General features: G+C 49.1%; 14 protein-coding genes and 1 tRNA gene. 7 read left to right on the plus strand and 8 right to left on the minus strand.

The features are described 5' to 3' along the window. Position 1: 1 nt before the first annotated feature. From ABDW36_RS04095 to ABDW36_RS04105, 3 genes are all read right to left on the minus strand, one after another. Complete coding sequence (locus ABDW36_RS04095) at positions 2-862, minus strand: hypothetical protein (protein ID WP_343700605.1); 861 nt, start codon at positions 860-862, stop codon at positions 2-4. Positions 863-984: 122 nt separating this feature from the next. After that, positions 985-1491 carry a DUF4402 domain-containing protein gene (locus ABDW36_RS04100; protein WP_343700606.1) on the minus strand — a complete coding sequence of 169 codons (507 nt, stop codon included), beginning with the start codon at positions 1489-1491 and terminating at the stop codon, positions 985-987. Between the two features lie 314 nt (positions 1492-1805). Continuing rightward, positions 1806-2078: a helix-turn-helix transcriptional regulator gene (locus ABDW36_RS04105; RefSeq protein ID WP_343700607.1), complete on the minus strand. Its 273-nt coding sequence runs from the start codon at positions 2076-2078 to the stop codon at positions 1806-1808. Between the two features lie 124 nt (positions 2079-2202). Here ABDW36_RS04105 and ABDW36_RS04110 point away from each other — a divergent pair, with 124 nt between their 5' ends. The 3 genes from ABDW36_RS04110 to ABDW36_RS04120 all read left to right on the plus strand — a co-directional run bounded on the left by ABDW36_RS04110 (position 2203) and on the right by ABDW36_RS04120 (position 4641). After that, positions 2203-2412, plus strand: coding sequence for a hypothetical protein (locus ABDW36_RS04110; RefSeq protein ID WP_343700608.1), 210 nt, complete (start codon positions 2203-2205; stop codon positions 2410-2412). Between the two features lie 166 nt (positions 2413-2578). Beyond that, positions 2579-3973: an AAA family ATPase gene (locus tag ABDW36_RS04115; protein ID WP_343700609.1), complete on the plus strand. Its 1395-nt coding sequence runs from the start codon at positions 2579-2581 to the stop codon at positions 3971-3973. Continuing rightward, positions 3973-4641: a DUF4276 family protein gene (locus ABDW36_RS04120; RefSeq protein WP_343700610.1), complete on the plus strand. Its 669-nt coding sequence runs from the start codon at positions 3973-3975 to the stop codon at positions 4639-4641. Before ABDW36_RS04115 ends, ABDW36_RS04120 begins: the two co-directional genes overlap by 1 nt. 142 nt (positions 4642-4783) lie before the next feature. Here ABDW36_RS04120 and ABDW36_RS04125 read toward each other — a convergent pair whose 3' ends face one another. Next, a complete protein-coding gene (locus ABDW36_RS04125) occupies positions 4784-5473 on the minus strand; it encodes a hypothetical protein (RefSeq protein WP_343700611.1) in 690 nt (229 codons plus the stop codon). Between the two features lie 180 nt (positions 5474-5653). After that, positions 5654-5727: transfer RNA gene (locus tag ABDW36_RS04130), tRNA-Ile, on the minus strand. A gap of 114 nt (positions 5728-5841) precedes the next feature. Between ABDW36_RS04130 and ABDW36_RS04135 the strand changes: the two genes are divergently transcribed. Further along, a complete protein-coding gene (locus tag ABDW36_RS04135; protein WP_343700612.1) occupies positions 5842-6459 on the plus strand; it encodes an HAD family phosphatase in 618 nt (205 codons plus the stop codon). Here the strand turns inward: ABDW36_RS04135 and ABDW36_RS04140 are convergent, their stop codons facing one another. From ABDW36_RS04140 to ABDW36_RS04150, 3 genes are all read right to left on the minus strand, one after another. Then, a complete protein-coding gene (locus tag ABDW36_RS04140) occupies positions 6460-6702 on the minus strand; it encodes a hypothetical protein (RefSeq protein ID WP_343700613.1) in 243 nt (80 codons plus the stop codon). Positions 6703-6774: 72 nt separating this feature from the next. Next, positions 6775-7128, minus strand: a complete 354-nt coding sequence (locus ABDW36_RS04145) for a TM2 domain-containing protein (protein WP_119077639.1) — start codon at positions 7126-7128, stop codon at positions 6775-6777. Then, a complete protein-coding gene (locus ABDW36_RS04150; protein ID WP_343700614.1) occupies positions 7121-7396 on the minus strand; it encodes a DUF2752 domain-containing protein in 276 nt (91 codons plus the stop codon). Before ABDW36_RS04150 ends, ABDW36_RS04145 begins: the two co-directional genes overlap by 8 nt. Positions 7397-7586: 190 nt before the next feature. Between ABDW36_RS04150 and ABDW36_RS04155 the strand changes: the two genes are divergently transcribed. The 3 genes from ABDW36_RS04155 (at position 7587) to infB (ending at position 12738) form a co-directional block, all read left to right on the plus strand. After that, positions 7587-8051, plus strand: a complete 465-nt coding sequence (locus ABDW36_RS04155; protein WP_343700615.1) for a ribosome maturation factor — start codon at positions 7587-7589, stop codon at positions 8049-8051. Positions 8052-8067: 16 nt separating this feature from the next. After that, positions 8068-9315: a transcription termination factor NusA gene (nusA, locus tag ABDW36_RS04160; protein WP_343700616.1), complete on the plus strand. Its 1248-nt coding sequence runs from the start codon at positions 8068-8070 to the stop codon at positions 9313-9315. Between the two features lie 132 nt (positions 9316-9447). After that, a complete protein-coding gene (infB, locus tag ABDW36_RS04165; protein WP_343700617.1) occupies positions 9448-12738 on the plus strand; it encodes a translation initiation factor IF-2 in 3291 nt (1096 codons plus the stop codon). The last annotated feature ends 21 nt before the right edge of the window (positions 12739-12759 follow it).

The raw sequence follows: 12759 nt of genomic DNA on the forward strand, positions 1-12759 counted from the left end.
TCTAGTTTTGAAGTGCGTTGCCGGTTAACGGCAGCTGCGTTTGTGCAAGAGAAGCCGCTCCGGCCTCCGGCGGCTCTTTATATTCTATTCGCAGCTTGCCGCGACTGTAATTCACGCCGGCAGTGTTGGCCAGCGCAATTTTTACATGCCTCACCAGGTTAGGCGTATATACCGCCAGCCCCTGCACGCTGCCCACTTTTGTAACGGCGCCTGCCGGCGAAACATGTTCTATGGTGATGTTCCCGTAAACAGACATGTTGCCTTTACGGTGGAGTGACAGGTTCAGCAGCGGCGTGGCCGGGTCTGCCATTTCCAGGGGGGCTGCGGAGAGGCTCACTTCCGTATTGCGTTCACCTACACGTATAATAACAGGTATGGAAATACCGAAAACCGGCACCAGGCGTACCGCCACACCTGCGTCTGCCCCGGCGGGTTCCTGGCCTAAAGGGCTTTCATTGGGCACGGCCCTGAAATACAGGTGGGAACGGTATTCTCCCGGAAGCAGTTTGCCGGTTTGCGTGAGCTGGATGCGTACAGACTGGGCTTCGCCCGGCCCCAGCACTACATTTCTTGGAAAGAAGCGTACGTATTTATCGGCAAAGCTGGCGTCAGGAGCAGTGGAGTCTATTTCTTCAAACGCACCATCGTCTTTCATACGGTAGTGCGTTAGTGAAATAGCGTAGCGGGCAGTGTCTTGCCCGGTGTTGATGAGATTCAGCTCATGCAGCCTTTTGCCGCCTTCAAAAACCGCTCTCCTGGGCATCACCATCAGGTTGCCCTGGGCCATTGTTTGCAAGGAAGGGAGGATAGAAAAGAGAACGAGTAGCGACAGGCGCCACCGCGTAAATTTTAATTGTTGCATGATAGGTAGCAGGGATTGCGAAAAAGAGGCTGACTAAAAAAGCAGTGCCGACTGCCGTGTACAACAGCATGTCTGCACCGCCTGCGCAGCACAGGGTAACCTTTTTTAGCCAGCTGCTTTTCCTAGTTGTAGTTAACTGTTACGGTAAAGGCAGTGCCGGACACATAAGTACCCGGTACCTGGGAGGCCCCTACGTTCAGTGTGGCTCCAACGGTAAGTGTTTGTGCGCCTGCGGTGAGCGCGCCGGTGGTAGACGGTGTGCTGGTAAAGGTGTTTACCGTCATGGTTTCCGAGCCGCTGTTGCGTGTAATGGTTACACTGCTGGGCAGGGTAATGGAATAGGTATAAGCGCCTTCGCCAGTTACATCGAAAGACGCGGCGCTAACGGTACCCCCTGTTGAAGGAAGGCTTACGCCCCCCGTTGCAGAGCGGGCTCCGGCCGGCGTCAGTACAACTGTACCGGTGCTTGCACCTACGGCAACATTGCCAAAGTTCAGGTCAACAGTTTTGCTGATGCTGATGGGGGTGATGATGGTGGCTGTGGCCGTGGCATCTGCGGAGGACTGGGCAAAGGCATTCATTGAAAAGGCTACCAGCATGCCGGCGATAGCGGTCATTTTTGATTTCATATGGGTATGGTTTGTTTAAACAAAATAGGCGTTCCGAACTAAATGCAGTAGGGCATCTTGCTTGTAAACGGCATAGGGGAGACATAGGTAGCAGGGAGATGCGAAGTTCCGGTAAAGGGGGGCGGGAAAATACTCACAGGGGGTGATTTTTTGCTCAAGGAGGGTTTTTGGGGTTTTCAGGTTCCGTACTCACTTCTGATGACCGGAATGACCTTAATGCAGCCGGGCGGTTACCGTCTTGTAACCACCTGATAGTCAATGTATTCATATCCAGTTACCATAGCCTCAGTTTTCTCCAGGGCGTTTTGCTGTGGTTACTTCTTATCGAAGCCTTTACCAAAAAACTCCTTCGGGGTGATTCCCAGGGAGTCAAGGATTTTAAGGAAGCTGCTCATGCGCATGTCTGAGGCGCCCCGCTCATAGCGGCCAAACTGGCTGCGGGAAATGTCGTTTTCGTAGGCAAAGTCTTCGTAGCTGTTGTGTCCTTTGGCAATCCTCAGCTCTCTGATGCGTTCTCCTATTTTAACAGCAAATTCTTTCTGGCGGTCTGTTAGCTCGCTTTCACGTGTGGGTTTCTTGGTAGCCATAATGTAAATAAGTGAATCCAGTGCAATTAGACCACCTCTATTTGAAGCCACTCTAAAATAAACCGGCCTAATAAGGGACTTTTTTCGAAATGATTTCGTAACTTGACAGAAACAAAAATGAATTATGATAGGACAAGATACAATACCCGGCAAGGAGCAGGTGGAGGCTATACTGGAGCGCTGCCTGTTTGAGGTTTACCAGTTGAAGCTGGATATTAAGCATGTGGAGATTACGTTGCATTGTGGGGGTGGTGAAAGGAAGGGGATTTTGCATGTGGAGGAGGAGCTGGATACGCCGATTGAGAATAGTTTGACGTATTTGGTGAGGGGGTGAAAGCTAAGAAACGAATTAAAGCAAATTTAATTATTTAGATTTGCATAGCTCTGGTCTCGCGCTGATGCTTTGCGAGATGGTTTAATTTTGTTAGGTTGAAGGGTGTGAGATAAAAAAATGTCTCCCTAAATATAGGATCCTATGTTCCAGAGCAAATTTAAATAATATGATTACTAAAATAGAGATTGACGGATTCAAAACCTTTAGCAATTTCCAAATGGAGTTTGCTCCCTTGACCGTAATTGCAGGGACAAATGCATCAGGTAAAAGTAATCTATTCGATGCAATGTCGTTGCTGAGTCGAATTGTCGAGATGGATTTAAAAACAGCGTTCAGTGAACAAAGGGGAGACGCAAGCGAGTTATTTACTCGATATGATGATGGAAATAGCTCAGATATAATATCATTTGCTGTAGAATTATTAACAGATAGAAATATTAAGGATAAGTTTGGAGGAGAAGCAACGTTAAAATATACTCGACTAAGATATGAAATCACAATTAAGCGAATAAAAAATGAACGAGGCATTCAGGATTTAATTGTCCTTTCAGAATCTCTCAATCCTATACGTCATGACGATGACAAATGGGTAAGCATTTATATACCAAAGTCGGTTTTAGAATTGTGGAGGCCAAAAGTAATAAGCGGTAAACGAGGAGTGGCATATATAGATACAGAAGAAAATCGTAGTATTAATTTACGTCAGGATGGCAAAGGAGGAATTAAGAAGGAATTTCCACTAAATAGTATAACACAGGCAATAATAAGTGTTGTAAATTCTGTGGATTTTCCACATGCGCTTGCTGCAAAGGAAGAAATGAAAAGTTGGCGTTTCCTGCAACTTAATCCGGAAGATCTGCGCCGGCCGAGTTCCTATTTAGCAAAGGATGCTTTGACGCATACCGGCGAAAACCTTGCAGCGGTTCTTCACAGAATTGATAGCACTGATCCTTTTTTGCTTAAAGAAATATCTCGTAGACTGAATGATTTACTGCCTGGCATAGTTGACATAAAAGTTTTAGATGACAAAGTTGGAAAACAGTTTGTTATTCAAGTGAGGTCATCGGATGGTAGAGAGTTTACGTCCCGGGTTCTTTCGGAGGGAACTCTTAGACTTCTTACTCTCTGTGTATTTTTATACGACCCCAATCACAGCGGACTTCTATGCTTTGAAGAGCCGGAAAATGGGGTTCATCCAGCAAGAATGAAGTTAACTGCTGAGATACTGATAGATTTAGTTACTAATTTTGAAAATAGAAATGAGGATCAACAAAGGCAGGTGATTGTTAACACCCACTCTCCAATATTGGTTGGGGATATACTCGCAATGAATAGACACAATATTTGCCGCGTTTGGCTTTCTCAAATGGTAACTCAAATAAAAAGCATTGACGGGTTAAAACAAAAGCTACAAGTAACCAAAATATTGCCTGTAGTAAAAGGCAACATTCAATTGGCTATAGAGTTTTCCGAAGAAGAGAAAAAGCTAACTTTAGCCAACGTTAAAAGTTATTTGGAAAGTGCAGATTTCGAAAAATACGATCAAAAGAGCAGTATTTAATGAGTAATATTTTGACGGTGGCTTTTTCAGGAGAGGGGACATCTGACGAAAGATTTATGGTTGGCATTGTCCAACGTACATTTGAAGCATTGGCGGTCGAATGCGAAACTGATATAGAAGTGTTTCCAACCACTTATTTCCCACCACCTCATTTGGGAGATGTCAGAAAGAATTACGAGGATCTTGCCAGGAAAGCTTTTGCAAGTGGAATACAGATTCTTTGCATACATGCTGATGCTGATGGTGAAACAGATGAAAACGTTCTCAAATATAAATTCGCGCCGGCACTTGAGCAAATTAACAAGATAGGGAATGACAAAATTTGTAAAAATCTGGTTGAAGTAATTCCAGTTCACATGACGGAAGCTTGGATGTTAGCGGATAAGGATATACTGAAAGAGGAGATTGGTACAACAAAGCCTAACCAAACGCTAGGCCTTGCTCGCGATCCTGAAACAATTGCTGATCCGAAAGGAGTAATTATCGAAGCATTGCGCGTTGCTCAAGCAGAATATCCAGTCAAGCGAAAAAAGATTGGAATTGGTGCATTGTATCAGCCTTTAGGACAAAAGATATCGCTAACTCGGTTAGATGCATTGTCGTCATATTCAAAATTTAAAGAAAAAGCAAGAGCGGCCCTGGTAAGACTTAACTATTTGCGAAAATAGCATTTCAACCCAGGGAAGCATATTAACAGGCCTCTGCATATTTGACTGGTCAAAGAATGACGATGTCCATTTTGACTGTCACGTATATTCAATGCAAAAGCCTGACTTTTAGCCAGGCTTTTGAAGATTTTTAAGAACCTATCTATTGGCGAAGAGCTATTATTAACTTGTTAGTTGCATCTTTAAAGAATTCTTCGAGCTCTCGTTTGGAAACCACTTGGTAGGGTTGTTTTGCATATTTACCCTCAATTCTAAACCTTGGCCCCCTTTTCCCTTCCACTACTTCACAGCCGCCTAAGCAAGGGGTATAGTTAAAATTGTAGTTGCCGGCATATTCATTGTCTTGAATTACCACTAGTTTGAAGTCGACTTTGGCACCTCTTACCAGTATATCCCCCTTGTCAAACATCGCTTTTTTTCCACTTTTCGTATAATATTGGTTTGTTCGATATTCAACGTCCGTTTGAAGATTTGAAAGTTCCAGGATGATATCAGTATCCGTTTTCTTTTGTAGTTCTGAATATTCTATTTTATCTCCCGACTTTTTTATTATTTCATTGAAGAGAGCTCTATCTCTCACAATGAAATTGTTTCTAAGTAGTTCCTTTTCTATCGTATTATAGATATAGGTATTTGCGTCCTCCTCAGTAGCATTACCCTGCGTATTAGGAACTCTTAGTACTACTTTAGGATTGGGAGTTTTTTTAAGAAAGGCCTTTAGTTTATCTGTCGAAAATGTTTCGGATTGAGGAGGCCGGAACTGCACGTATTTTTGCGTGGAGCAACTGATAACAAAAATCATCACGACAGGTAGTAGATAAATAGTTTTCATGTTTGATAATTTAAATGTGAGGTTACAAGTGGTAGCAATTTTAAGAATTAATGGCGACTTTGACCAAAGAAATAGTACGAAAAACTCCAACTTGTTTGCATGGAGGAAAGCTATATAGCGCAGTAACATGATGTAAAAAAGAAAGGCTTCAAAAGCAATTGCTTCTGAAGCCTTCTTTCGTGGTCCCACCAGGGCATGATCCTGGGACCCCCTGATTATGAGTCAGGTGCTCTAACCAACTGAGCTATAGGACCGATCCTTTCGGATAATAAAATATATAACAAACTTTTTGGGCCCTCTTCTCAAGGGACGGCAAAAGTAAATATTTTTTATACAAAATACCAGAATTTTTTTCAACTTGCCCCGCCATGCAAGGAATCAAAAACATCATCTTCGACCTGGGGGGCGTGCTCCTCAACATCAATTACCAGCTTACCAACAAGGCGTTTACAGACCTGGGCGTAAAAAATTTCACGGAACTCTACTCCCAGTTCCACGCCAATGCCCTCTTTGAAAACCTGGAAACCGGCCGCGTGTCTGATGAAGATTTTGTGGCGCAGCTAAGGCCCCACATTCCCGGCCATGTTACAGACCAGCAGGTCCTGGATGCCTGGAACGCCATGCTGCTTGATTTTCCCCTGGCGCGCCTGCAATTACTGCAGCAGCTGCGGCTTCACTACAACCTCTACCTCCTCAGCAATACCAACGCCATCCATTTAAGAGAGGTTAACAAGATACTGGAGCAAAGCCGCGGCATCCCTTCCCTGGCGGCGTTTTTCGACAAGAGTTATTACTCCCATCTCATTGGCTTCCGCAAGCCGGAAAAGGAGGCCTACCAGGTGATCCTGGACGAGAACAACCTGCGCCCGGAAGAAACCCTGTTCATAGATGACACCCTGCCGAACGTAGACGCGGCCAGCCACCTGGGCATACAGGTCATTCACCTGCAGGCGCCGAAAACCGTACTGGATATATTCAGAAAATAATTATTTCACTTCCTCGAAGTCGATGTACTCGCCTTGTTTGGGAGTGGAGGAAGGCGGCGGTGGAGGGGGAGCTTGTTGTTGCTGTTGTTGTTGCTGCTGGCGGAACTGCTCCTGCATGTGCTGCTGCATATCCCGCACCTGGCGGCGCACTTGTTTGGTGCCGCGGTAAACGGGGATGATGAAGTCAAATATCAGCTTGTACAGTATCCAGCCTATTAGAATATAAAATAGTAACCTTAACATAATCACACAAAGATAACGGTATCTGCCTTTTTACCAGGCATTTTAAGGTTTCTTTAACGTAATGGGAAGGCCTCAAAATTTGCCCAGCATGGCCGCAATTTCCATAGACGCCTGCTTGTTGTACTCCCATGTAAGCTTGCGGTAATTGATGGCGTCTATGATAGTGCCCACCAGGCAAAAGCCGCCGGTAAAAAGGAACAGGAGTCCCCACAGCACCTGGTCCATCAGGAAGCGGTGAATGCCGTTTACCCCCACAAAGCCCAGCAGGCAGGTGATGAGGATGGTTTGCGGGTCTTTCCGCCGGTTCTGGTACAGCATCAGGAAGCGTTTCCGCGTTTCCGGATCATATTTCTTGGTCAGCTCTTCCAGCCATACCAGCTCCTCATGGTCCATACCCGGCAGTGCGGCAAAATAAAAGTCATTCATATCTGAATTGAAGTTTGGTCAGTTTGATAATGCGCGCCACCAGCAGCACCAGCGCCGGCAGTCCCAGCCAGTGGTGGTGCAGGCTCTCGCGCAGCTCCCCATGCAGCAGCAGGCTGATGGAGGTGCCCAGCCCGCAACCGGGGCAGCCGCTGAACCCGGCCAGCTTGAACACACAAAAACTGGGAAGGCCGGCATGCGGGTCTATCGCCGCCAGGTACACCAGGCCCGCCGCCCAGGCGGCCAGTTCCAGATTGATCCGGGGAAACATATTTCTAAGTTAAATCAATATCCGCGCATTGCCTATTTCATTATGCTATTTAATAATATGAGTGGGCGCGGGCTTTCCGCGGTGTTATATTTGGAAGAAATACTTTTTGGAATGAAAATAAATACTAATTTTGTACAGGAAAAATGATTCAAATGAAGGGGACGCGAGTTGTCCCCTTCTTCTTTTTGGTATGGCAAATGAACAAGTGATAGCACGCATCCGGGAAATGCTGGAAGCGTTGCTGGCAGACAAGCCGGAATATTTCCTGGTAGAGGTACGTATTAAACCCACCAATAATGTGAAGGTTTTTGTGGATGCAGATAACGGAGCGTCAATTGACAAGCTGGTATCGCTCAACAGGCAATTATACCCGCAGCTGGAAGCCGCGGCGCTGTTCCCTGATAACGATTTCTCCCTGGAAGTTTCCTCCCCCGGACTGGATGAGCCCTTGAAAACACCGCGGCAGTTCACCAAGAACATCGGCCGCAAGGTGGAGGTGACCCGGCTGGACGGCTCCACCACGGAAGGCAAGCTCCTGGCGGCTACAGACACGGAGCTGCTGCTGGAAGAAACCATTGGTAAAAAGAAAGAAATTAAACAAACAAATATCAATTTATCCGAAATAAAACACACCAAAGTGTGTATCGTGTTTTAAAAAACTATAACAGAACATGGCTAGTATTAACCTGATTGAGTCATTCACCGAGTTTAAGGAGGCGGAAAACATTGACCGCCCTACGTTGATGAAGGTGTTGGAAGATGTGTTCAAGACCCTGCTGCGAAAGAAATATGGCTCAGATGAGAACTTTGACGTGATTGTAAATACCGAGAAAGGTGACCTGGAGATCCTCCGCCGCCGCACCATTGTGGAAGACGGCACCGTGGAAGACGAAAACGCCCAGATCGCCTACTCAGAAGCTATATTGGTGGAGCCTGACTACCAGGTGGGGGAAGATCTGTATGAAGAAGTGGAGATCATGGACTTTGGCCGCCGCGCTATTCTGGCAGCCAAACAGACGCTTACCGCCCGTATTGGCGACCTGAAAAAGAACATCCTGGTGAAAAAATACGCAGACCGTGTAGGCGAGATCGTAACCGGCGAGGTATACCAGGTGTGGAAAAAGGAAGTTTTATTATTGGATGATGAAGGGAATGAGTTAATATTGCCTAAATCCGAGCAAATACCGACGGATTATTTCAAAAAAGGCGAAAATGTGCGCGCGGTAGTGAAAAAAGTGGAGATGAAGAATAACTCCCCGCTGATCATCCTTTCCAGAACGCATCCCTCCTTCCTGGCTAAACTCCTTGAAATTGAGGTGCCGGAGATCTTTGACGGGCTGATCGTGATCAAAAAGATCGTACGCGAGCCCGGCGAAAGAGCCAAAGTGGCCGTGGAATCCTATGACGACCGGATAGACCCTGTAGGCGCCTGCGTAGGCATGAAGGGCTCCCGCATTCACGGCATTGTTCGTGAGCTGCGCAACGAGAACATAGACATTATCAACTATACCGCCAACATCCAGCTGCTGATACAACGCGCGCTCACGCCCGCCCGCATCAGCCGCATGGACGTTGACAACGATAATAAATACGCCTCCGTTTACCTGAAACCTGACCAGGTATCCCTGGCCATCGGGAAAAAAGGCGTAAACATAAAACTGGCCTGCGAATTGACGGGATATGAAATTGACGTGTTCCGCGATGAAGAGCAGGAACAGACAGAGTTCGATATAGACCTGGAAGAATTTGCAGACGAAATAGAGCCCTGGGTGATAGACGAGCTGAAGCGCATCGGTTGCGATACAGCCCGCAGTGTGCTGGACCTGACCGTGGAAGAACTGGTCCGCCGCTCAGACCTCGAAGAAGAAACTGTACAGGATGTGAGAAGGATCCTGCAGGAAGAATTTGAAAAAGAATAATAAAGCCTTCCGCTACCCCTTCCCATGAGGTAGGCTTTTTTGATTGCAGAGATTATTTGAGTTATTGTTAAAATGTTAAAAGAATTACTCCGCCGGTTGGTGGGGATTAAACGGGAAGGACGAGAATACGATATGCCTGAAGTAACAAACAACACACCGCGATTGCTGGCTGCGGCCAAGGAATTCAATATTGGAAAGGACACGCTCGTCGAGTTCCTGACCAATAAGGGCTTCGACATGGGTGAATTCGGTTCTCCTAACGCCCGTCTTACAGCCCAGATGTACAGTTCCTTGCAGCAGGAATTCCAACAGGACAAGGCCAACAAGAAGAAAAGTGACCAGATTGCCCTGCCCAAAGGAACGGTGTTAGACGCAGCTAAAAAGAAGGAGAAAGAGGAGGCAGAGCTGGCGGCAAAGAAGAAAGAGAAAGAAGATGCGGAAGCCGCTGCCAAAAAGAAGGAAGAAGCTGCCCCTGTAAAACCCGAACCGCAACCGGAGCCGGAGGCGCCCAAGCCTGCCCCGCGCCCGGAAGTGAAAGCGGAAAAGCCGGAGCCCAAACCGGAACCCAAACCGGAACCGGTGGCGGAAGCCAAACCCGCGCCCGCGCCTGAAGCGCCCAAAGCAAAAGAAGAAACGCCGGCGGAAGAAGTGGTGAAACCGGAAGCGCCCCGCATCAATGGCCCCAAAGTGATGGGCACCATTGACCTGGAAGCGCTCAACACCGCCAACCGCAATAAAAAAGCGGCCAAAAAAGAACAGCCGGAAGAGAAAGCCGAACAGGCGCCGGCTGAAACTCCCGCTCCCGCCCCGGTAGCTGAAAAAGCTCCCGAAAAAGCGCCGGAGAAAGAAAAAGAAGTGAAGGTGGAGAAAGCGGAACCCGCTCCAGTGGCCAAAACGGAAGAAAAACCCGCGGCCGCCACACCGCCGCCTGCTAAAGAACCGGTAGTGGAAGAAAAGCCTGCCGCCAAAGTGGAAACTCCCCGCACGGCAGAACCTGCTCCCGCAACGGAGGCCAGTGAATCAACAGATGAATCAGGAGACGATAACAGCAACGCAGTGATCGAAAATATCCAGGCCACCAAACTCACCGGCCCCAAGGTAATCGGCAAAATTGACCTGCCTATCTCCCAGGACCGCCGGGACAATAAAGGGTTCAGCAGCAAAGATGAAAAGCGCAAACGCAAGCGCATCGTTATAGAAAAGAAGCCGGAGCCCATTAAACCGGGCGAATTTGCCAAGGAAGGCCAGGGCCCTGCCAGCAGGGATAACCGCGGCCCCGGGCAAGGCCAGGGTCCCAACCGTGGCCCCGGCAACAGGGATAATCGCGGTCCCGGACAAGGCCAGGGCAACCGCCCCGGCGGCGGCCATGGCGGCAACCGCGGCCCCGGCGGCCATCAGGGCAACCGCGGTCCCGGAGGAGCACCCGGCACCGGCCCCAACCGTCCGCATCAGCGGCGCGACCAGCGGCCCGGACAGGGCGGCTACGGCCAGAACGCTCCCCGCAGAACGGAAGACAAAGAAATTGATAAGAACGAGATCCAGAACAAGATCAAGGAAACCATGGCCAAACTGGGCGGCACCGGCCGTACCGGTCGCAACACCAAGGCCTCCCGCAGAAGAGACAAACGCCATGAAGCGGCAGAGCGCGAAGCAGCCCGTGAAGGAGAAGATAACAAGCTGCAGGTAACGGAGTTCGTTTCCGTTAGCGAGCTGGCCAACCTCATGGACGTTAGCTTTGCGGAAGTGATCTCCAAATGTATGGGCCTGGGCATCATGGTATCTATCAACCAGCGCCTGGACGCCGAAGTAATTGAACTGGTAGCCGGCGAGTTTGGCTATGAAGTGGAATTCATCGGTGTGGACGACGCTACGGACGATGAAGAAGAAGAAATTGTGGACGACCCGGCAGACCTGGTGCCCCGTGCGCCCATTGTGACCATCATGGGTCACGTAGACCACGGTAAAACCTCTCTGCTGGACTATATCCGCAACGCCAACGTGGTAGCGGGCGAAGCCGGGGGCATCACCCAGCACATCGGCGCCTACCAGGTAACCACCGCCACCGGCAAAAAACTCACCTTCCTGGATACCCCCGGTCACGAAGCGTTTACCGCCATGCGTGCCCGCGGCGCCAAGGTGGCTGACATTGCCGTAATTGTGGTAGCGGCGGACGACGCCATCATGCCCCAGACGCGTGAGGCCATCTCCCACTCCCAGGCAGCGGGCCTCCCCATGGTATTTGCCATCAACAAGATTGACAAGGACGGCGCCAACCCTGAAAAGATCAAGGAACAGCTGGCCGGCATGAACCTGCTGGTGGAAGACTGGGGCGGTAAATACCAAAGCCAGGAAATTTCCGCCAAAAGCGGCCTGAACATAGACATACTGCTCGAAAAAATACTGCTCGAAGCGGAACTGCTGGAACTGAAGGCCAACCCTGACCGGGAAGCTACCGGCTCCGTGATAGAAGCTACGCTCGATAAAGGTCGCGGTTATGTGACCACCGTGCTGGTACAGAACGGTACCCTGCAGCAGGGAGACACCATCGTATCCGGTCAGCACTTCGGAAAAATCAAAGCCATGTTCAACGAGCGCGGCCAGCGCGTGGAAAAAGCCGGCCCGTCCGCTCCTGTACAGCTCCTCGGCCTCAACGGCGCGCCGCAGGCAGGTGAGAAGTTCAGGATGTATGAAGACGAGTCTGAAGCCAAAGACCTCGCCAACCGCAGGGCACAGATTGTGCGTGAACAAGGTATCCGTACCAAGAAGCACATCACGCTCGACGAGATCGGACGCCGCCTGGCATTGGGCAACTTCAAGCAGCTGAACCTCATCATCAAGGGTGACGTAGACGGCTCCGTGGAAGCATTGAGCGACTCCCTGCAGAAACTCTCCACAGAAGAGATCGTAGTGAGCGTAGTGCTGAAAGGCGTAGGCCAGATCACCGAATCAGACGTACTGCTGGCTACCGCCTCAGACGCCCTGATCATCGGCTTCCAGGTACGCCCCTCCATGAATGCGGCCCGCCTGGCAGAAAAAGAGAACATCGAGATCCGCACCTACTCCATCATCTACGACGCCATAGACGAGCTGAAAAGCGCTATGGAAGGGATGCTGGAGCCGAAGATCGAGAAAAAGGTGGTGTGCAACGTGGAAATCCGCGAAACCTACAAGTTCGACAAGGCCACAGTGGCCGGTTGTTACGTACTGGACGGCAAGCTGGCCCGCAACACGCGCGTGAACCTGGTAAGAGACGGTATTGTGGTATACACCGGCGAGCTGCAGTCTCTCAAACGCTATAAAGACGATGTGAAGGAAGTAGTATCCGGTATGGAATGCGGCCTGAGCATTAAAAACTACAACGACCTCAAAGTGGGAGACATTGTAGAAGGCTTTGAAGAAGTGGAAGTAAAAAGAACGCTCTAAAACAGGGAAAGGCAGCCTTTA

It is taken from the genome of Chitinophaga sp., from assembly GCF_039596455.1.
Taxonomy (GTDB): domain Bacteria; phylum Bacteroidota; class Bacteroidia; order Chitinophagales; family Chitinophagaceae; genus Chitinophaga.